19 protein-coding genes are annotated in these 19,232 nt (G+C 70.7%); 11 read left to right on the forward strand and 8 right to left on the reverse strand.

The window, feature by feature from the left end; genetic code table 11:
• Positions 1-697: 697 nt before the first annotated feature.
• Positions 698-1,180 carry a GNAT family N-acetyltransferase gene (locus tag ACG83_RS06290; RefSeq protein ID WP_054565090.1) on the reverse strand — a complete coding sequence of 161 codons (483 nt, stop codon included), beginning with the start codon at positions 1,178-1,180 and terminating at the stop codon, positions 698-700.
• A gap of 249 nt (positions 1,181-1,429) precedes the next feature.
• Here ACG83_RS06290 and ACG83_RS06295 point away from each other — a divergent pair, with 249 nt between their 5' ends.
• The gene (locus ACG83_RS06295) at positions 1,430-1,867 is read left to right on the forward strand and encodes a DUF4362 domain-containing protein (protein ID WP_054565091.1); all 438 of its coding nucleotides are present in this window, start codon (positions 1,430-1,432) and stop codon (positions 1,865-1,867) included.
• Positions 1,868-2,014: 147 nt separating this feature from the next.
• Positions 2,015-2,449 carry a hypothetical protein gene (locus tag ACG83_RS06300; RefSeq protein ID WP_054565092.1) on the forward strand — a complete coding sequence of 145 codons (435 nt, stop codon included), beginning with the start codon at positions 2,015-2,017 and terminating at the stop codon, positions 2,447-2,449.
• A gap of 186 nt (positions 2,450-2,635) precedes the next feature.
• On the opposite strand, the gene ACG83_RS43950 is transcribed toward ACG83_RS06300, so the two are convergent.
• The 3 genes from ACG83_RS43950 to ACG83_RS06315 are packed head-to-tail and all read right to left on the reverse strand — an operon-like array spanning position 2,636 to position 4,386.
• Positions 2,636-3,043, reverse strand: coding sequence for an arsenate reductase ArsC (locus ACG83_RS43950; RefSeq protein ID WP_152991261.1), 408 nt, complete (start codon positions 3,041-3,043; stop codon positions 2,636-2,638).
• 39 nt (positions 3,044-3,082) lie between these two features.
• On the reverse strand, positions 3,083-3,793 hold the full coding sequence (locus ACG83_RS43955; RefSeq protein ID WP_161934722.1) for an aquaporin: 711 nt from the start codon (positions 3,791-3,793) through the stop codon (positions 3,083-3,085).
• A gap of 11 nt (positions 3,794-3,804) precedes the next feature.
• Positions 3,805-4,386 (reverse strand): ArsI/CadI family heavy metal resistance metalloenzyme, encoded by a 582-nt coding sequence (locus ACG83_RS06315; protein ID WP_054565094.1) that lies wholly within the window; start codon positions 4,384-4,386, stop codon positions 3,805-3,807.
• Between the two features lie 102 nt (positions 4,387-4,488).
• Here ACG83_RS06315 and ACG83_RS06320 point away from each other — a divergent pair, with 102 nt between their 5' ends.
• From ACG83_RS06320 to ACG83_RS06340, 5 genes are all read left to right on the forward strand, one after another.
• Positions 4,489-4,929: a helix-turn-helix transcriptional regulator gene (locus ACG83_RS06320; RefSeq protein WP_054565470.1), complete on the forward strand. Its 441-nt coding sequence runs from the start codon at positions 4,489-4,491 to the stop codon at positions 4,927-4,929.
• Between the two features lie 58 nt (positions 4,930-4,987).
• A complete protein-coding gene (locus ACG83_RS06325; protein ID WP_226932836.1) occupies positions 4,988-5,251 on the forward strand; it encodes a metal-sensitive transcriptional regulator in 264 nt (87 codons plus the stop codon).
• A 377-nt stretch (positions 5,252-5,628) separates the two neighbouring features.
• A complete protein-coding gene (locus ACG83_RS06330; RefSeq protein WP_054565096.1) occupies positions 5,629-7,113 on the forward strand; it encodes a rhodanese-like domain-containing protein in 1,485 nt (494 codons plus the stop codon).
• Complete coding sequence (locus ACG83_RS06335; protein ID WP_054565097.1) at positions 7,110-7,709, forward strand: rhodanese-like domain-containing protein; 600 nt, start codon at positions 7,110-7,112, stop codon at positions 7,707-7,709. Before ACG83_RS06330 ends, ACG83_RS06335 begins: the two co-directional genes overlap by 4 nt.
• Positions 7,706-8,482 (forward strand): sulfite exporter TauE/SafE family protein, encoded by a 777-nt coding sequence (locus ACG83_RS06340; protein ID WP_054565098.1) that lies wholly within the window; start codon positions 7,706-7,708, stop codon positions 8,480-8,482. The genes ACG83_RS06335 and ACG83_RS06340 overlap by 4 nt, the downstream gene beginning before the upstream one ends.
• A gap of 57 nt (positions 8,483-8,539) precedes the next feature.
• On the opposite strand, the gene ACG83_RS06345 is transcribed toward ACG83_RS06340, so the two are convergent.
• Positions 8,540-9,229 carry a hypothetical protein gene (locus ACG83_RS06345; protein WP_235497693.1) on the reverse strand — a complete coding sequence of 230 codons (690 nt, stop codon included), beginning with the start codon at positions 9,227-9,229 and terminating at the stop codon, positions 8,540-8,542.
• A 123-nt stretch (positions 9,230-9,352) separates the two neighbouring features.
• Positions 9,353-10,600 carry a DNA methyltransferase gene (locus ACG83_RS06350; protein ID WP_054565100.1) on the reverse strand — a complete coding sequence of 416 codons (1,248 nt, stop codon included), beginning with the start codon at positions 10,598-10,600 and terminating at the stop codon, positions 9,353-9,355.
• A 406-nt stretch (positions 10,601-11,006) separates the two neighbouring features.
• On the opposite strand from ACG83_RS06350, the gene ACG83_RS06355 reads away from it, so the two are divergent.
• Positions 11,007-11,837 carry a patatin-like phospholipase family protein gene (locus ACG83_RS06355; RefSeq protein WP_054565101.1) on the forward strand — a complete coding sequence of 277 codons (831 nt, stop codon included), beginning with the start codon at positions 11,007-11,009 and terminating at the stop codon, positions 11,835-11,837.
• A 61-nt stretch (positions 11,838-11,898) separates the two neighbouring features.
• On the opposite strand, the gene ACG83_RS06360 is transcribed toward ACG83_RS06355, so the two are convergent.
• The gene (locus ACG83_RS06360) at positions 11,899-12,771 is read right to left on the reverse strand and encodes an LLM class F420-dependent oxidoreductase (RefSeq protein ID WP_054565102.1); all 873 of its coding nucleotides are present in this window, start codon (positions 12,769-12,771) and stop codon (positions 11,899-11,901) included.
• Positions 12,772-13,051: 280 nt separating this feature from the next.
• Here ACG83_RS06360 and ACG83_RS06365 point away from each other — a divergent pair, with 280 nt between their 5' ends.
• From ACG83_RS06365 to ACG83_RS06375, 3 genes are all read left to right on the forward strand, one after another.
• Positions 13,052-15,349 carry a putative bifunctional diguanylate cyclase/phosphodiesterase gene (locus tag ACG83_RS06365; RefSeq protein WP_369812865.1) on the forward strand — a complete coding sequence of 766 codons (2,298 nt, stop codon included), beginning with the start codon at positions 13,052-13,054 and terminating at the stop codon, positions 15,347-15,349.
• Entirely contained in the window at positions 15,343-16,221 is an 879-nt protein-coding gene (aat, locus tag ACG83_RS06370; RefSeq protein ID WP_054565103.1) for a leucyl/phenylalanyl-tRNA--protein transferase, read from the forward strand. The genes ACG83_RS06365 and aat overlap by 7 nt, the downstream gene beginning before the upstream one ends.
• A gap of 668 nt (positions 16,222-16,889) precedes the next feature.
• Complete coding sequence (locus ACG83_RS06375) at positions 16,890-18,167, forward strand: ABC transporter substrate-binding protein (RefSeq protein ID WP_054565104.1); 1,278 nt, start codon at positions 16,890-16,892, stop codon at positions 18,165-18,167.
• 170 nt (positions 18,168-18,337) lie between these two features.
• Here the strand turns inward: ACG83_RS06375 and ACG83_RS06380 are convergent, their stop codons facing one another.
• Positions 18,338-19,159 (reverse strand): class I SAM-dependent methyltransferase, encoded by an 822-nt coding sequence (locus tag ACG83_RS06380; protein WP_198955705.1) that lies wholly within the window; start codon positions 19,157-19,159, stop codon positions 18,338-18,340.
• Between the last annotated feature and the right edge of the window lie 73 nt (positions 19,160-19,232).

The following is a 19,232-nucleotide window of genomic DNA, read 5'->3' on the forward strand; positions in this document are numbered from 1 at the left end:
AGCATGTCGCGGCCTCGGAGGGCCGCGGGAGCAGGCGCGCCGGCCGGTGCCGTCACCTCGTCCGGTCGTTCGTCCCACCGACGTCGACGTCTGGGAGTCGGCCGCGCTGTCGAACTATGAGCCCAGGGCTGGCGGTCAGCCGGAATGCCGCGCTCCGCATCAGCCCGGACATCCCGCGAGCCGTTCCGCGAAACCGTGGCATCCAGCGCCCTGGCGGAGAAACGCTCCACCGAGAGGCTCCGGAACCTCGCCGCCTGGATCGGCCTGGACCGCTGAGCGCCAGGTGTCGAACGCCGACGCCGCGGGTTGCCGGATCAGTCCCTTTATTGATCAAGCCGTGGTGCGGGTTGCGCCGCGCGGCCGGCTGGGTGTGGCCGGCTGCGCGTGGCGGTGAACGGCTGTGCTCGCCGGGCGCGTCGCAGCCCGCACCGCGTAGATGATCCCGAGATGTTCGAGGAACGCGCACCGGCCGACAGCACCCCGGAATCGGCCGAGACACGCACAGGGAACCGCGGGCTGCCACCGCGTACGCGGTGGCAGCCGAGAACGAGCAGAGGGCACGGCCAGCGCAAGACCGGGAGACAACGCCAGGACGCTACGCTCCCCGGACAGCGCGGGTGAACTCCATGCCGTCAGGCCATCACCGCGTTGCGCCTGAGTCAGCAACAGCGACCGCGCCTGTCGCGTGACGACCACCTCAGAGATTCCTGTGGTACCGGACCATGGGCAGTGCCGTGAAACCGGCGCTTTCGTAGGTGGCTCGCGCGGGAGCATGACCCGGATCACCGCCGGTCTCGACGATGGCAACGCCGCATCCAGATTTGCGGATGTACTCGATGGCTTGCGTCATCAAGGCATCCGCGACGCCTTTCCGTTGATGGCGCGGATCCACGCCGATTATCTCGATCTCGCCGCGGCTCGACTCCCGATCGATGATGACAGCCACGAAGCCGACGGCGTGTCCGTCGACGTCCGCCACCCAGACCCTGGCCTTGTCCCCCACGCAGACCCCGCGCACGAACTCCGCATGGGACACCGGCCAGTCCGGCCATACTCGAAGAAAGACGGCACGACCAAGCACCTGTTCGACCGACGCGAAAACCGGGCCCCATGCATCCACCGAGAATGCGACGACCTCTTCCACGTCCGCGGTGACCAGCGGCCGTATCACCAGGTCCACGGACTCAGTATGGCTGGTGCGGGTGTGCAGTCAATCGGCTTTCGGCGTCCTATGACGTACCGCAAGCCGAACGGCCGGGTGTAGGCCCTCCGCCGTCAGGTTCGGTGAACGGTGCCCGAGCCGCCGTTGCACGCCGAACGGCACGTCGAACAGCAGGGTGAACCGCGAGGCCCGCGCCTGCGTCCAAAAGCCATGACGTCAAGGGATATTGATCGCAGGCTGACCGTTGTCGGTGCTGTTGCCTCTCTTGTGGCAGCTCTTGCACTGGCGGGCTGCGAAAACTCGGGCGAGCCCACTCAGCCGCAGGTCCTGCCCTCGGCGACCAGTGGCGGCACCGTTGGGACCGCCGTCGTCGACTGTGGGAGCGAGCGGATCGGGCCGAGCGGTCTGGCCGCCGGGGAGGCCCGACGGTGCTTCATCGAGGCCGTCGCCGCTGGGCGGGCAGCGACCCTGCAAAGCACCGTGCTCAGCACGGAAGGCGATCCAGTTGTCTACTCGCTCACCAGTGACACCCGGCGTGGCATCACCGTCGTCGAGGACCGCGGTGAGGACCGGTTCCGCGGTGCCGGTCCAGCCCGGTGGCGGTTCGTCTGTACGTCCATCGACAGCGCCGAGGAGACCAGGCCTGGTCATGCCGATCTCGTCGTCAATCGCCTGCGCGGCTGTACCTCTCCGGAGCCTGTCTGATCCAGCTGGGCTGTTGTCGGCCGGATCGGTCTGAACGATGCATGCAACGGCCCGCCGGCGGGAACGTGCCCGCCGGACGGCGGACAATTCGAACTCGCCACCGGCGACGAATCTCGAAGCCGGAACGGCCCGGCGCTGGGAGTGAAAATGGATACGACGACTCCAGGGGATGGCGACGGCAGCCCCGACGACGACCATCATGATGGTCCGCGCGACGTCGTGCAGCTCGCCATTCCCGCCGCCGGGGCTTTCCTGGTCGTCCTGCGCACCGCGACCGCATCCCTGGCCGCGCGGGCGGACTTCACCCTTGACGACATCGAGGATCTGCGGATCGCCGTGGACGAGGCCTGCGCCCAGCTGCTGGTCTCCGCGGTCCCCGAATCGGCCCTGGAGTGCGTTTTCACGCTGTCGGCAGGCCTCCTGAGAGTGACCGTCTCAGTCGACAGCCTCGACGGTGAGCCGCCGTCGAAGGACACGTTCGCCTGGACAGTGTTGAGCGCGTTGGCCTGCGAGGTCGGCACCGCCACAGGGCCGGGCCAGCGAGTCACGATCGAGCTGGCGAAACGGCGCGGCGGCGAATAGCCGATCGCCCGCGCCCGCCGCTGCCTGCGGCCTGGACGAGGCACCTCGGAGGTTCGCGTGCATAGTTGCCGGTGATCGGCCGCCGTGCCCCCGTGGGCCGGCCGGGGGCCTTCGGGGAGCACGCGTCCAGCTCGGGCGACCGGTTCTGCGCGGATTTCAGGCCATCGTGGGTAGCCGCTCATCGCCTCAGCGGGGGGGCAGGAGTTCGTTCAGGAGCGTTTCGACGTGGGCGCGGATCGCGTCGCGGATCGGGCGGACGGCGTCGAGGTCAAGGCCGGCGGGGTCGTCGAGCTTCCAGTCCTCGTATCGGATGCCGGGGAAGACCGGGCAGGTGTCGCCGCAGCCCATGGTGATGACCAGGGTCGAGGTCGCGACCGCGTCGGCGGTGAGGATCTTCGGTGTCGCGGCGGCGATGTCGATGCCGATCTCGGCCATCGCCGCCACGGCTACCGGGTTGACCTCAGTCGCCGGAACTGAGCCGGCGGAACGGACTTCGACCTGGTCGCCGGCGAGGTGGGTGAGGAAGCCGGCGGCCATCTGGGAACGGCCGGCGTTGTGCACGCAGACGAACAGGATCGACGGTTTCTCGGGCACGGATGGCTCAGTCCTTTCACGGGCGGGAAAAATGCCTGCTCACCGCCCGGCAGACGCGAGCGGGTAAAGCACGCGGACCAGGCAGTAGCCGACCAGGCCACCAACGACCTGGGCGGCGGCGAAGGGCGGGACGGATGCGGGGGCGATACCGGCGAACGTGTCGGAGAGCATCCGTCCGAGGCTGATCGCGGGATTCGCGAAGCTGGTGGAGCTGGTGAACCAGTAGGCGGCGCCGATGTAGGCGCCGACCGCCGCCGGTGCCCGTTCCGCGCGGGCGGTCCGGGTCAGCGAGAAGATCAGCAGGATCAGTCCGGCGGTGGCGACGACCTCGGCGAGCAGGTGGGCTCCCGACGCCCGGTGGTGCGTCGAGATCGACACCGCCGGGCCGTCGAACATCAGGTTCGCCAGGATCGCGCCGCCGCAGCAGCCGGCGGCCTGGGCGGGCAGGTAGGCGGCGGCGTCCCGCCACGGCAGGCCACCGAACGCGGCGTCGACCGCCGTGACGACCGGGTTGAGGTGGGCGCCGGACACCGGCCCGACCATCAGGATGATCGCGTACAGGCCGGCGGCGGTCGCCGCGGCGTTCTCGACCAGTTGCAGGCCGACCTGGCCGGGGCTCAGCTGCTGCGCGGCGATTCCGGAGCCGACGACCAGTGCCGCCAGCAGCAGGCTGCCCAGCGCCTCGGCGAGCAGCCGTCGTGCCAGCGGCGGCCGTACCAGCGGCGGATGGCCCGCCAATGCGTTCGTCACGGGCGGCGGGTTCAGCAGCAGGAGCCGGTCGAGGCCGGTCCCGGCTCCGCGTTGGATGCGGTGGATGCGGTGGATGCGGTGACTGTGCCGACTGCGGTGGATGCGGTGGCGTCTGGCGCGCAGATCGGGCCGCAGTCGCAGGCGGAGCCCGGCCCCCCGGCACGCTCCGCACGTTCGGCGGCCGACGGCGTCGCACCTGGACGGGTCGTCTCGGCGACGTCGGCGAGCACCGTGTAGACCTCCCACGGCGCGCCGTCCGGGTCGTCGACCCACACCTTGTCCTGCAGGGCGTAGCAGCAGGCCGTGTTCTCCTCCACCGCCGTCGCCAGCCCGGCTCCGGCGAGCCGCGCGGTGGCCGCGGACACCTCCTCGGACGTGCCGACCTCGATGCCCAGGTGGTTGAGCGCCCCGGCGACCCCGGCGCCACGCGCCGCCGGGTTCTCGATCAGGACCAGCTTCAACGGCGGCGCGTCGATCGCGAAGTTCGCGTACCCCGGCCGCAGTTTCGCCGGCTCGGCCCCGAACAGCCTCCGGTAGAACTCCACCGCCGCGTCCACGTCCGAGACGTTCAGCGCCAGCTGCACCCGCTCCATCAGGAACCCCCACGATCACATCGATGGCCGTCTATGTCTGGATGAGCAGAGGATGACCGACCAAATAGACGACTGTCAATGTCCTGGGGCATGCTGGGATCCATGGCGACGACACCCCCGCCGGCCGCGAGCCCCGCCCTCGCCCCTCGCGCCGAGGCCCCCGAGCTCACGGGAGCACCAACGGGAGCGCTCTCGGCCTGCTGCGGGCCACTGGCCCGTGAGCCGCTGTCCGTCGAGGACGCCGAGCGGCTCGCCACCGTTCTCAAGGCGATCGCCGTGCCCACCCGGCTGCGGCTGCTGTCCATGATCTACGCACGTGACGGCGGTGAGGCCTGCGTCTGCGAGCTCACCGAGCCGCTCGGCCTGACCCAGCCCACGGTCAGCCATCACCTCAAGGTCCTCGTCGACGCCGGTCTGATCACCCGCGAGAAGCGCGGCGTCTGGGCCTACTACCGTCCCGTGCCCGGCACCATGGCCACCCTCGCGGCGATGCTCACGCCGGCACCGGCACCAGCACCTGTTGCCTTTCCCACCGTTCCGTAGCGAGGCGGCCCAGGTACCCCGGGGGGTACCCTCGCCGTGGAGGTGGGGCCTGGTGGAGATGAACGCCGCGATCCTGTCGGACGCGCTGACACGGTTGCGTCGCGCCCACGGTCAGCTCGGCGCCGTCATCGGCATGATCGAGAACGGTGACGACTGCGAGCGGGTGCTGACGCAGCTCGCGGCGGTGTCACGGGCGCTGGACAAGGCGGGCTTCAAAATCATTTCCACCGGCATGCGCCAGTGTCAGGCCGCACGCGAACGCGGCGAGCAGCCACCGCTGACCGAGGATCAACTGGAGAGGCTGTTCATGGCCCTGTCCTGACGCACGTACCGGGGCGCTCCCGGAGCCGTGCGGGTGGTGGAACCGCGAGACGGTCCCACCACCCGCGCGGTGTGGTACTGCCCGGGCGGTACCAGGTTCCGCAGATACCCCCCCGGGTATGGGGGCGCCCGTCCGGGGTGCGGCGGCGACGGCCCGGCGTGGTGGATCCGTCCCGCCGGGCATCGGTGGGTGCCGTCGCGCCGCCGCCGGGCACCGGTCAGGTGCCGGCCCGCACTCCGCGGGGCCCCGGCGAGCCGCTGACCCGGCCGCACCCGGCACCACCTCGACATCAGCGACCAGGCACGACCAGCGAGCACGAGCAGGCACGACCAGCGAGCAGACAAGCAGACGACCAGACGAGCCGAAGGGAAAAGCCGATGACCGTGGGAGCGGAGCTCCGGATCGACGTCCAGGTCGTGGAGACCTCGTCGCTGGGTGATCGCAGCTACCTGGCGCACGACGGGCAGGTCGCGGTCGTCGTCGATCCGCAGCGTGACATCGACCGGGTCCTCGCCCTGGCCGGGCGGCTCGGGGTCCGGGTCACCCACGTCGCCGAGACGCACCTGCACAACGACTACGTCTCCGGCGGGCTCGCCCTGGCCCGGATCACCGGTGCCCGGTACCTGGTCGCGGCCAGCGACGTGGTGGGCTTCGACCGCCTCCCTGTCGCCGACGGCGACGAGATCGCGGTGTCGGGCGCGATGCGGCTGCGGGTGGTCGCCACTCCCGGGCACACGTTCCACCACCTGTCGTACGTCCTCGACGGCACCGACGGGTCCGTGGGGGTGTTCACCGGCGGGTCGCTGCTGTTCGGCACCACCGGCCGCACCGACCTGCTCGGCCAGCGCCACGCCCACACCCTCGCCGCGCAGCAGCACGCCTCGGCGCGCCGTCTCGCCGACCTGCTGCCCGACGGCACGCGGATCTGGCCGACCCACGGGTTCGGCAGCTTCTGCTCCGCCACCCAGTCCGACGCCCGTGCCTCCACGATCGGCCGAGAACGGCAGGTCAACCCCGCGCTGCGGCTGGAGAGCGACGCGTTCGTCACCGAGGTCCTCGCCGGGCTCGACGTCTACCCGGCCTACTACGCGCACATGGGTGCCCGTAACGCCGACGGCGCCGCGCCGGTCGATCTCACCCCGGCCCGCCCGGCCGACCCGGCCGAGCTGCGCGAGCGGATCACCGCCGGCGAGTGGGTGGTCGACCTGCGCTCGCGCAGGGCGTTCGCGCACCGGCACCTCGCCGGCACGCTGAGCTTCGGCCTGGACGGACCGATGTCCACCTGGCTGGGCTGGCTGGTCCCCTGGGGCACGCCGATCACCCTGCTCGGCGAAAGCGAGCGGCAGGTCGCCGACGCCCAGCGCGAACTCGCCCGCATCGGCATCGACCGGCCCGCCGCCGCCGCGACCGGCGATCCCGACCGCTGGGCCGCCGGCGAGGAGCAGCACCTCGCCCGGCTCGCCACCGCCACGTTCGCCGACCTCGCCGCCGCCCGCCGCGGAACCGTCCCGCCCGGGCTGCCGCTGCCGCCGCCGTCTCTCCCTCTGCCGCCGCTGCCGCCGTCACCGTCGCCGTCACCGTCGCCGCCGCCGGATGTCGTGCTCGACGTGCGCCTGGGCAACGAGTGGCGCGCCGGCCGCCTCGACGGCGCCGTGCACATCCCCCTGCCCGACCTGCCGGCCCGGCTCGACGAGATCCCCGCCGGCACCGTCTGGGTGCACTGCGGATCCGGGTACCGCGCCGCGGTCGCCGCCAGCCTGCTGCAACGCGCCGGCCGCCAGGTGGTGCATCTCGACGACGACTTTCCCGCCGCCGCCGAGGCCGGCCTGACCATCGTCAACGACGAAACGGAGATCCGATGACCCGCAACGCCCCCACCGCCGGCGGGAGGCCCGCCACGATCGACGCGGCCACCCTGACGCAGCTGATGGCCACGGCGCAGCCGCCGCGGCTGGTCGACGTGCGCACCCCGGGCGAGTTCGAGACGGCCCACATCCCGGGCTCGCACAACGTTCCGCTCGACCTGCTGCGCACCCACCTCAGCGACCTGCGCACCCACCTCGACGACCACGTCGTGCTCGTCTGCGGCTCCGGGCAGCGTGCCGCCGCGGCCGCCGCGGACCTCGCCGCGGCGGGCGTGGCGAGCCCGCTGGTCCTCACCGGTGGCCTGGGCGCCTGGCAGGCCCTGGACGCCCCCGTGCGCGCCGGCCGGCCCCGCTGGGAGCTCGAACGGCAGGTCCGCCTCGTCGCCGGCTCCCTCGTGCTCGGCTCGGTCGCGGCCAGCACGGTGATCCCACGCGCGAAGTGGGTCGCGGCGGGGATCGGCACCGGCCTGACCGTGGCGGCCCTGACGAACACCTGCACGATGGCGATGCTGCTGGCGAAGCTCCCCTACAACCGCGGCGCCCGCCTCGACATCGACGGTGTCATCGCGACCCTGGCCGGCCCGCGGCCGTGATCGCCGCGCTGGGCCTCGGTGCGGCGATCGGAATCCTGCTCGGCCTGCTCGGCGGTGGCGGCGGCATCCTGGCCGTCCCCGCGCTCGTCTACGGAGCCGGGCTCTCGGTGCAGGCCGCCGTGCCGACCTCGCTGGTGGTGGTCGGGATCTCGTCCGCCACCGGGCTGCTGCCCCGGCTGCGCGCCGGCCAGGTCCGCTGGCGCATCGCCGCGGTCGTCGGCACCGCCGGCGCGCTGGCGGCCTTCGGCGGTGCGGCTCTCAACCGGCTGCTCGACCCCCGCGTCGTCCTGATCGGGCTGGCGGCCGTCATGGTCGCCGCCGCGGCCCGCCTGCTGCACGGGGACACCGAGGCCCGTGGCGACTGCGCCAGGCCCGACGGCGGCGTCAACTGGCGCGGCTGCCTGCCCAAGGCCATCGCGACCGGCATCGCCGTCGGGTTCCTCACCGGCCTGTTCGGCGTCGGCGGCGGCTTCCTCGTCATCCCCGCGCTCGTCCTGTTCCTCGGCCTGCCCATGCCCCTGGCGGTCGGCACCTCCCTGGCTGTCCTCGTCCTCAACTCCGCGGCCGGTTTCGCCGCCCATGCCGGTGACGCCACGCTCGACCACGGCATCACCGCCGCGTTCACCGCCACCGCGATCATCGGCTCGCTGCTGGCCGGACGGTTCGGTGCCAACCTGCCCGCCGACCGCCTACGCAGGTCCTTCGCGTACCTCGTGCTCGCCGTCGCCGCGTTCGTCGCCGTCCAGGCCGCCGTCAACCCGCCCAGCAGCTGACATCCCGAAGCGACTCCCGAAGCGACCTCCCGAAGCGACGTCCCGCCGGGCAGCCCGTTACCTGGCGCCGGCGAGCAGGTAGGCGGCCGTGACCGTCACCGCGGCCACCACCGCGCCGGCGACGGCCTGCGCCGGGGTGTGACCGTCAAGCTCGTCGTGATCCGCTGCGGGGTCCTGGCCCTCCGCCGGGCCTTCGGCCAGGCGGGCGGTCCGGGCCTGTACCCGCGCCCATGCCACAACCGGGACCAGCAGCCAGCCGAACACGAAGGCCGGGCCGAACACGAAAAGGACGACGGTGGCACAGCTGGCCGCGGCCGCCACATGTCCGCTGATCTTCCAGAACTTCGTGATCACCGTGAGAATCAGCGCCTCGACGATGATCGCCGCGTACACGGTGACCAGATTCCGCGGCGCTCCCAGCACCGCCAGCAGAAAGCAGCCGGCGCTCACCGACGCGCAGCCGAACAGCATCGGCGCCATCCGTTTGCTGCGTTCGGGAACGTGGTGGCCAGACCATCGGCGCTGCCGCACCCCGTGAAAGATGAACGCCATCGGGATGACCGTTCCGAACAGGATGGAGACGGCACCCCAGAGCAGGGCGTGCGCGGAATCCGGCGCATCGTGCCAGGCGATGAGCGCGAGTAGCGCCGTGACTAGCACCGCCGGCGCGGCGACCTCGGCGACGATGACGGCGACCCGGGTCGCGGGTGTCGATTTCGGTGGTGTTCTGGTCGTGGTGGTCGTCACCTGATATCTGTCCGCCCCGCTTCCGCCGGAATCATTTTCCCCTGCCATCCCGAGGATAATCGCAGGCGGCCGGACGCCGGCCGTCCGACGGACTTGTCGGTGGGTCGGTCCGTACCGGGCATGTCACGGGCGGAAGGCCCGGACATCGAACTCGAAGAGAGCCTTGTTCGAGTTCCTCTTTCGTATTACCTCGACCTCTACGCCGACATAGCCGAGCTCACGCAGCATGCAGGCGTACCAGTCCTGCGCGGGTACAACATGACCGTAGAAGGTGGAGTTTCCGACAATATAGGAGATCCGCCCGCCGGGCCGGACGAGACCGGTGCTGGCCTGGAAGTGCAGCCACATGTCGTGGTGGTATTTCCGGACGTACGCGGCCAGCAGCGGCCCGCTCCGGTCGTCGGCGGCGGCGATGCGCGCGCACACGGCGTCGAGCTCGTCGTCGACCGGCGTGCACGTGCTCGGCAGCCAGGTCCGCAGCCTCGACGTCGCGCTGCCCCACGTGCCGCCGATCGCGCGCCAGTCGAGCTGCCCGGCCTCCACGGGGCGGTCGAGGAAGCGCAGCCAGTACATGTAGGGCCGCAGCTCCCGGATGTAGGACATCCGGTTCACGTAGGGCGGGCTGGTCAGCACCAGGTCGGCCGGGCGCAGCTGGGCGGGGCATCCGCGCGAGTCCCCCTCGTGGACGGCCGCCGTGCCGGGCAGGTCGAGGCGGGCCGACTCGATGAGGTCCGTGGCCTCGGCCTCCCATCTCGCGATCGCGGCCCGCGCGATCGCGGCCCGTGAGATCGCGGCCCCCATTGCCGGGGCGCCGGCGCGCAGGGACATCGACTGGTGGTTGAAGGCCGCGTTGCTGACGGAGATGAGCACCCGGCACAGCGCGATCTGGAGCAGGTCCGCCACCGGGCCGCTGAAGGCGTCTATCTCGGCCCGTAGCGCCCGCAGCGCCTGCAGCTCACCGGGTCCCCACCAGCGCTCGATCCGGTGGATGTCCGGCTGCCACAGCGCCTTGTCTCGATCGCTGCGGGTGGCGCCGGCCGCCACGTCCCGGGCCGCGGCACTGGCCTGCTCGAGGGTGTCGTGCGGGTAGTGGCGGACCTTCGCCCGGCCCAGCCAGACCAGGAACGGGTTGACGTCGGTGCTCTGGCCGAGATGCCCGAGCTCGGCCGCGGCCAGCGGCGTGGTTCCGGTCCCCGAGAAGGGGTCCGTGACGACCGATCCGGCGGGCAGCGCACGTAGCCGAGCCCGCACGAGCCGAACCCCGAACGCGGGGGTGAGGCGAAGCCAGCCGTGCCGCCCGACGCCATGGTTCGCCCGAAATGTGAAGTGTTCGTTTCGCGCCAGGGACGTCCGGTCAATGGCCGCGGTCATATGACCTCCCGAAGATGCTCCGATGTTCGGCATGGCGACCTGCCCCGGAATGTCACCCTGGCAATGTCACCCTGGCACTGCAGACCCGGATCGGCCATCCCGGGACGTGAACCCCGACACCCCCTCACGATGCGGATCCGGAGGCCGCGACACGATTCGCACCGAACCCGGCTGGAGAAGGCTCCCCCACTGCCGCCCGCCGCACTTGCTCTAAAGCACAGGCGGGCCGCTGTCGATCGAGCCTGGTCACCGCCCCTTTATCTACACCGCAGCGATCTCCATGCCGCAATGGCATGGCACTGTCGGGTGATTTCGGCGGTGGCTTGCCACCTCCGGTGCGTACTTCCCAAAAGCCCTTCTGAAAGCGACGCGCCCTGACGAGGGCCGTCGCGGAGAGGTGTGTTGGATGCGGCACGCGCTGGTCCTCGGCGGCGGAGGCGTGGCCGGCATCGCCTGGGAGATCGGCCTGCTGGTCGGTCTCGCGGAGGCGGGCATCGATGTGACCGATGCCGATCTGGTCGTCGGAACCTCGGCAGGCTCTGCCGTGGGCACGATGATCAGCAGTGGCGCGGACCTGGACCTGCTGTATTCACGGCAGCTGGCTCCCGCCGACCCGGACGCTGAACCGACCGTCGAATTCGACTACAGCGAACTCATGTCCACCCTTGCCCAGGTCACCGCGGGCTCTCGGGGCGCACGCGACGCCCGGGCCCGGATCGGTGCGTACGCGCTGACTGCCGCGGTCCCCTCAGAAGAGGATCGCTGGCAGATCGTGGCCGGCCGGCTGCCCGTGCGCGAATGGCCCCGCCGCCGCCTGATGGTGGTGGCGGTGGAGGCCGAAACGGGTGACTGGGTGGCGTTCGACCGCGACTCGGGAGTCCACCTGGTCGACGCGGTGGCGGCGAGCTCCGCACTGCCCGGCGTGTTTCCGCCGGTGACCGTGGACCACCGCCGGTATGTCGACGGCGGAATGCGATCCGTGATCAATGCCGATCTGGCGGAGGGCCATGAACGGGTGCTGATTCTCGCCCCGGTCAACGGCCTGGGCATTCCGACCGAGGTGCGGCGCCTCGAACGCGCGGGCAGCCGGGTGCTCGTGGTCGCCGCGGACGAGACGTCCCGGGCCGCGTTCGGCTCGAACATTCTCGACCCGGCGATCCGTGCCGACGCCGCCCGGGCGGGACGGGCGCAGGCCGCCGCGGTCGCGGACAGCGTCCGCGACCTGTGGAAGGGCTGACCCGCCGCTACCCCGGCCCGGCGCCGGCGGCTGGTCTCGGCCGCCGGCGCCCGGCCCCGGGTCAGAGCTTGGCGGCCGCGGGGACCACCTGCTCGCCCAGGATCCGCAGCGGTTCGACGTCCCAGATGTCGGCGACGCTCCCGAGCGCGACCGAGACACCGAGGTCGGCAAGCGTTCCGAGATCGTCCAGGATGCGCCCGACGTTCTCGCCGGAGGAACCCACGTCGAACGAGTAGTAGCAGGTCTTGGTGATCTCGTCGTAGTCGCGCCCCTCGGCGTCACAGTGCCGGCGCAGGACGTCCAGCTTGTGGCGCAGCTCCGGACCGAAGAAGAGATTGCAGGCCTGCCCGTACCTCGCCACCAGCCGCAGCGTCTTCTTCTCTCCCCCACCGCCGATCATGATCGGCGGGTGCGGGCGGGTGAGTGGCGCGGGAACGTTCAGCGGCCGGGCCAGCTGGTAGTGCTTCCCGGACCAGGGGCTCTCGTCCTCCGACCACATCCGCAGGCAGATCTGCAGAGTCTCCTCGAGTCGCTCGAACCGCTCGGCGACGGGCGGAAAGGGAATGCCCAGCCCGACCGATTCCTCCTCGTTCCAGGCCGCGCCGATGCCGAGCATCGCCCGGCCGCCGGAGAGCACGTCGAGGGTGCTGATGATTTTGGCCAGAACTCCCGGTTCCCGGTAAACGGTCCCCGTGACCAGGGTCAGGAGGGTGACCCGGCTCGTGTTCGCCGCCAGAAAGCCGAGTGTCGTGTAGGCCTCCAGCATGTCGTGCTCGGGTGGGCCGACGAAGGCGATCTGGAAGAAGTGGTCCATCACCGCCAGATAGTCGAACCCCGCCGCGTCCACCTCCCGGGCGACCTCGGCGAGCGCGGGCCCGAGGTCCGCGGGCCCAGCGGGACGGGTGAAGTCCGGAATCTGAACGCCAAGTCGCACGTCGTCTCCTCTCAGGCGGCGCGGCCGTCCGGGACTCGGTTTGTTCCCGTCACCAGACCACGCGGCGACGCTGTCGACACCAGCATCCGCCCGTGCGACGTCCACCCCGGACAACGTCCACCCAGACCTCCCGCCACGGACCACCACCCATTGCAGCTCACGGGGGCGCGTGCAGCAGAATTTGGCCTATGTCCAGGCCAGCCACCAGCCGTGCCGTTTGCGGAGATCGGGCGAGTGGCGGTTGAACATCTCCCCACCAGCGCCCCGCCGATTCCGTGTGATCCGGCTGGCGCAGCTTTCGCTGCTGCTCGCCGCCGGGCTGTACGCGGTGCTCACGCTGGCCGGCACCTCCGGCGACGAGCCGGCCGTCCTGGCGCTGCGGGCGTCCATCATCGTCGCGTCGGGTCTGCTGTGCATCCTGCGCGCGGTACTGCTGCGTGGTGCGCGGGCGCCGTGGGCGCTCTTCGGCGCCGGGATCATCAGCTACGGTCTCGCCGGCGTCTATTTCAACCTGGTGGTCGACGGACCCTCGGGCGGTGGGAGCAGCATCGTCTCCGCGGCCGACATCGGCTGGCTTCTCTTCTACCCCGCCTGTTACGTCGCGGTCATCCTTTTGCTGCGGCAGCGGATCCTTCGCTTTCACCCGAGCGTGTGGCTCGACGCCCTGGTCGGTGTTCTCGGGGTGGCCGCGCTGTGCAGCGGAATCACCCCGTGGATCTCGGAGTCGGAGACGGATCCCGGTGACACCGCGACCATCGTGTTCGGGCTCATCTACCCGCTCGCCGACCTGCTGCTGCTCCTGCTGGTCGTCACGGCCTTCGGGCTGATGGACTGGCGCCCCGGGCAGGTGTGGTGGCTGCTCGGCACCGGGCTCGGCGGCTTCGCGCTGGCCGACTCCTACTTCCTGTTCCTGATCGCGAACGGCGAGATGCAGGGCGGCGTGCTGGACATCGTCTGGGTGCTGTCGCTGCTCACCCCCTCGTTCGCGGCCTGGCAGCGCCAGCCCTGGCGCAGACCGGCACGGATGTCCGGCTGGAGCGTCATCACCGTCCCGCTGGTGCTCAGCGTCGTGGCGATCGCGCTGCTCGTGCTCGGGTCGACCGTGCACCTTCCGCTGGTCACGGTGATCCTGGCGGCGACGACCGTGCTCGCCGCGCTCGCCCGCGCCGCGCTGACCTTCATCGAGGTCCAGCAGCTCGCCGAGAGCAGGGCGCTGGCCCACACCGACGACCTCACCGGGCTGACGAACCGGCGGGGTTTCCTCGAACGGCTCTCCCAGATGGAGATGAACTCCGGGCAGGGCGACTCGTCCGCACTGCTGCTGCTCGACCTGGACCGCTTCAAGGAGATCAACGACTCGTTCGGCCACCACCTGGGCGACGCGCTGCTCATAGAGGTCGGCGCCCGCATCTCGGGCGCCCTGCGGCCTGGTGATCTACAGGCTCGCCTCGGCGGGGATGAGTTCGCCGTGCTGCTGGAGGACGCCGACGCCGACGCCGCCCGGCTGGTGGCCGAGCGGGTGCTGCAGGCGCTGTCGGGCCCGTTCGAGGTCGGCGGGATGACCCTGCACGTCGGCGCGAGCATCGGCGCGGCCCTCTACCCGGAACACGCACTCGACGCACAGACGTTGCTCCAGCGTGCGGATGTCGCCATGTACGGTGCGAAGGCCGGCCGGACCGGCGTCGGCTACTACCGGCCCGGCGCGGAGGTCGACACGCTGCTGCGCCTCGACATGATCGAGTCGCTGCGCGCGGCCCTGGGAACCGGCCAGATCGAGGTCCACTACCAGGTGAAGGTCGATCTCGGCTCCGGGAGCCCGCACGGTGTGGAGGCCCTCGTCCGCTGGCGGCACCCGACCCGGGGCCTGCTCGCACCGGACGCCTTCGTGCCGCTCGCCGAGCAGGCGGGGCTGATGCGCAAGCTCACCATCGAGGTGCTGGAGCTGGCGCTCGCCCAGTGCCGGCGCTGGCGGGACGGCGGTGTCGACATGACGGTCGCCGTCAACCTCGCCGCCTCGGACCTGCTCGACCGCGCCTTCCCGGAGCAGGTCCGCGGGCTGCTGCAGCAGTACGGTCTGCCGCCCTCGGCGCTGGAGGTGGAGATCACCGAGACGACGCTGATGCGCGACCTCGTGCGTTCCGCCGCGGTGCTGGACGAGCTGCGCGAACTCGGAGTGAAGATCGCCGTCGACGACTACGGCACGGGCTACTCATCGCTCGCGTACCTCCAGGAGCTTCCGGTCGACATCCTGAAGCTGGACAAGTCGTTCGTCACGCGGCTGGAGGACGGGTCCGAGCGGCGCCGGCAGAAGGCGGAGGCGATCGTCCGGTCGACGATCGGGCTCGCGCATGCGCTGGGCCTGCGGATCGTGGTGGAGGGTGTGGACAGTGCGAGCGTGCTCGCCAAGCTGCGCAGCTACGGGTGTGACCTGGCCCAGGGCTACTTCCTGGGCCAGCCGCGGCCCGCGACCGAGCTGACGGCGACCCTGTCCGCGCTCGGCCACCAGGACTGCGCGCAGCAGCTGACCCCGGCGGCGACGGCGACGGCCCCGACTCCGATGGGTCCGCTGCGATGCTGACCCCGCCGAGCCCCGAACCGCCCTCCTCGGGCTGGGACCATCCGATCCTGGCCCGGTACCTGGATCAGGCCCCGCCGTACGGGCCGGTCGCCGCCGGCGGCGGGATGACCCCGGCGACCCTGGTCGGGGCCTACCGCCAGGGGGTCTTCCCGTGGCCGACCGACGATCCCGCCGAAGCCGACGAGCTGCGCGCGGCACTGGGCGTGGCCGTCGCCCGCGGGGCGATCCCACGGATCCCGGCCGCGCGGACCGGTCGCCGCCGCCGGACCGCCGGTGGGAGCCCGGAGCTGCTGGACCCGCCCTGGTGGTGCCCCGATCCGCGGACCGTGCTCGCGCCCGGCACGATGCGGGTCCGCCGCTCGCTGGTCAAACGTCTGCGCAACAGCAGCTGGACCAGCACCATGAACGAATCCTTCGTGGACGTCGTCCGCCACTGCCGGCGGGACGGCCCGCACCAGTGGATAACCGAGGACCTCATCGAGGGCTTCGCCGAGCTGCATGCCTGCGGCTGGGCCCACAGCATCGAGATCTGGGACGATGACCGCCTGGTCGGCGGGATGTACGGCGTGCTGGTCGGGCGGATCTTCTGCGGTGAGTCCATGTTCCACCGCGCCTCGGACGCCTCGAAGGTCGCCCTGGTCGACTTCCTGGACCGCTTCGGGCAGGCCGGCGGGGTGCTCCTCGACACGCAGCTCACCACCGAGCACCTGATCACGCTCGGCGTGCAGGAGATTCCGCGCTCGGAGTTCCTCGCGACCCTGCGGGCCGTCCGTGATGACCGCATCCGCCTCGAATGCGACCGGCTTCCGGTCTCCCGCCTCGCGCCGCCGCGCAGGCCACCGCAGAACCGGCCCCGGCCAACCGACGCCTGAGCGAACCGGACGCATCCGACTCGCCAGCCCGGCCCTGCCCCACATGCCGAAACCCGAGACGCATCCATACCCCTGATTCCGCGGGACGCGTTCTGATTCCGGCCGTGAATCATCAGGTCCGTGCCGAAGTCGAGGCCGGAGTCGAGGTCGAACCCGAACCCGGAGTCGGAGTCGGAGTCGGAATGAGCCGATACATCCGGTGCGCCCCGAAATTCTTGGTCGATGTCAGCTTTGACGTAACAAGTACACCTGAAGCATTCCATGCACAATCCGACAGCCATCTGTATTGTGGTCGAAATCGTCGACCGCATTGATCTTCTTCCATCGTTGACTCGGACCCGCGGCATCCCGGCCCCGGACCGTGAGATGGAAGAGGAACTTTGAACGACAGTTCATCAAATGAACGCCGGTTCACCGCGAACCTGGCGACCGGCAGTCGCCCAACCAAACAGAAGACCCGGGCAGCTCCAGCATGCCCGTACCCGAAAAGACAACCAGGCCGCCCGCACCCACCCAGAACGAGAATCACGAAGCACCCGGCCAGAAACGTTGTTCTCATGCCCTGGATCGCGGTCGCCACGGGCTCGAAGACGCCCGTTCGACATCCGGATCCAGGTCCCCGCCCAGGCCACCGATCCCGACCAATCGCATCCTGCGGAGGAGCACAGATGGCCCGTCGTCACCACCGGAAGCTACGAGTGGCAGGCGGGCTCGTCACGTCCGCCGTGATCGCCCTCGCCGGATGCTCCCTGGTCGGGTCCGCCGACGACGGCGCCAGTTCACAGAAGGCCGGCTGTGTCGCACCCGGCGTGACCGACGACGAGATCCAGATCGGGTTCGTCGTCCCGGACACGGGCCCGCTGGCGAAACCCCTGGCGGCGATGCGCAGCGGCTTCGACGCACGCATCGGCCTGGCGAATGCCGACGGTGGGATCCACGGCCGGCGCATCGTCGCCACCGCGCGGGATGACGAGTCAAGCCCGGCCACGAATAATGAGGTCGTCCGTGACCTCATCGATCGGAAAAACGTTTTCGGCCTGGTGGAGGCGACAACAGCGGCCTCCGGCGGCGCTGACTACCTGCACGACCTCAATATTCCGGTTGCCGGGCTGCCGGCCGAGGGCGTGTGGTCCGAATACCAGAACATGTTCGCGTACTCCTACGTGTTCGGCGAAGGCCCGTCCGTCGACACCTTCGGCCAGTACGTGAAAGCACGGGGAGGTACCACCGCCGCCGTCATCAGGACCGATATCGGTGACGCCCCCCAGGACTTCAGCAGCAAGATCGTGGACAGTCTCGTCGCCACCGGAATCAGAATCCTGCCCGGCCCGTTCATCTGGAACCTGAACACGACCACGCCCGAGGCGATGGCCCAGCAGCTCAAGGCCTCGGGCGCGGACACGATCATCGCGCCCATCTCCAGTGACGAACTCGCCGACATCATGCGGGTGGGGCAGCGGATCGGCCTGAAGCCGAAAGTCATGCTCGCCGCCAACGGCTATGATCCGAGCCTGCTGGCCCGGCAGGGCAACGCGCTGGCCGGCCTGACCACCTTCGTCAACTACGTGCCCTTCGAGGCACGCACCCCGTCACAGCAGATCTACCTGAACGCGATGAGCGAGTTCGCGCCCCAGCTGAGCCGGCCCGACCAGGAGCTCGCGCTGGTGTCCTACATCCTCACGGACGTCTTCCTGCACGGGCTCCAGCTCGCCGGCCCCTGCCCGACCCGCGCCGGTTTCATCGACACCCTGCGCGGGTCCAAGGGCTACAACGCCTCCGGGCTGCTGGCCGGCGACGTGGACTTCCGCAACGACTTCGGCAGGATCAGCAGCTGCTACAGCTTCGTTCAGGTCAACGACGCGGGCACCGGCTACGACATCGTCCGCAACGAGGCACCCGGCGCCCAGAACGCCTCCCTCTGGTGCGGCCAGCGCCTCGACCACTGAGCTGGCCGCAGCCGCGGGTCGCCGCCACTCCCGGCATTGCGGTCAGACAACAGTGGAGGATCTCGGTCGTCGGAACGACCGAGATCCTCCACTGGTCGGGCTCTTCGGACGGGCACTGCTCCCGGTCGACGGCGAAGCCCTGCTGAGACGCCGCGCCGGACGACGCCGCGCTAGACCTTGCGCAGGACCATCGCGAGGTTCCAGGTGACGACCTCGCGGGCGCCGGGAACGCGGAGGACGACCTTCGCCCAGTCCGGCAGGTAGCGCGGCATCGCGTCGACGACCACGACATCGTTGCGCTGGCGTGCCCAGGCGAGGGTGCCGGCGACGGAAACCGGGAACAGGGTCTCGCCGAACCGGTTCTTCGGCGCCTTGCCCTCACGCTTGCGGAACCGCTCGGCGGCCCGGTGGCCCCCGAGGTAGTGCCACGGCGCGGTCTCGTGGCCGCCCCACGGGGAGAGCCAGTTGGTGTAGCTGAGGAAGATGAGGCCACCGGGCTGGGTGACCCGCACCAGCTCCGAGCACATCCGCCACGGGTCGGGCACGTGCTCAAGGACGTTCGAGCTGTAGCAGAGGTCGATCGAGTCGGAGCGGAACGGCAGTTCGAGCGCGCTGCCGCGGATTCGCCCCGGAACGTCGATGCCGCCGGCCTCCATCTCGGAGACGTCCGGCTCAACCCAGTAATACCGGGCGCCCGCGTCCAGGAAGGCGGACCGGAAGTAGCCCGGGCCGCCGCCGACGTCGAGCACCAGCTGGCCGGCCAGGGAGGTGTACCGCTCCAGCTGGCGGACGGAGTCGGCCGCGATGAGCGAATAGAACCCGGCCGGGTCGACCGGCTCCTTGCGGTGCGCCTTGAAGAGCGTGACCGACCGGTTCAGGCCGAAGCCCGCGTACGGGAGGTCACGGAGGGGCGGCGGGCCCTCATACGCGGGCCTGGCCGAAGCCGGCGCGCTCGACGACGGGCTGTTCGAAGCGGACACGGTCTCGGACATGCCGGGCACGATAACACCACTGCCGCGCCGGGTTGTTCCCTGTGGCCGCGACGAAAGGCCTGCTCCCGCGGCA

The organism is Frankia sp. R43 (assembly GCF_001306465.1).
GTDB lineage: Bacteria > Actinomycetota > Actinomycetes > Frankiales > Frankiaceae > Parafrankia > Parafrankia irregularis.

Excerpts from the sequence above, each read along its gene's own strand:
- ACG83_RS06375 (WP_054565104.1), top strand. The coding sequence starts at position 16,890 with ATGGCCCGTCGTCACCACCGGAAGCTACGAGTGGCAGGCGGGCTCGTC.
- ACG83_RS06355 (WP_054565101.1), top strand. The coding sequence starts at position 11,007 with ATGCGGCACGCGCTGGTCCTCGGCGGCGGAGGCGTGGCCGGCATCGCC.
- ACG83_RS06335 (WP_054565097.1), top strand. The coding sequence starts at position 7,110 with ATGACCCGCAACGCCCCCACCGCCGGCGGGAGGCCCGCCACGATCGAC.
- ACG83_RS06380 (WP_198955705.1), bottom strand. The coding sequence starts at position 19,159 with ATGTCCGAGACCGTGTCCGCTTCGAACAGCCCGTCGTCGAGCGCGCCG.
- ACG83_RS06330 (WP_054565096.1), top strand. The coding sequence starts at position 5,629 with ATGACCGTGGGAGCGGAGCTCCGGATCGACGTCCAGGTCGTGGAGACC.
- ACG83_RS06325 (WP_226932836.1), top strand. The coding sequence starts at position 4,988 with ATGAACGCCGCGATCCTGTCGGACGCGCTGACACGGTTGCGTCGCGCC.
- ACG83_RS06350 (WP_054565100.1), bottom strand. The coding sequence starts at position 10,600 with ATGACCGCGGCCATTGACCGGACGTCCCTGGCGCGAAACGAACACTTC.
- ACG83_RS06320 (WP_054565470.1), top strand. The coding sequence starts at position 4,489 with ATGGCGACGACACCCCCGCCGGCCGCGAGCCCCGCCCTCGCCCCTCGC.
- ACG83_RS06315 (WP_054565094.1), bottom strand. The coding sequence starts at position 4,386 with ATGGAGCGGGTGCAGCTGGCGCTGAACGTCTCGGACGTGGACGCGGCG.
- ACG83_RS06300 (WP_054565092.1), top strand. The coding sequence starts at position 2,015 with ATGGATACGACGACTCCAGGGGATGGCGACGGCAGCCCCGACGACGAC.
- aat (WP_054565103.1), top strand. The coding sequence starts at position 15,343 with ATGCTGACCCCGCCGAGCCCCGAACCGCCCTCCTCGGGCTGGGACCAT.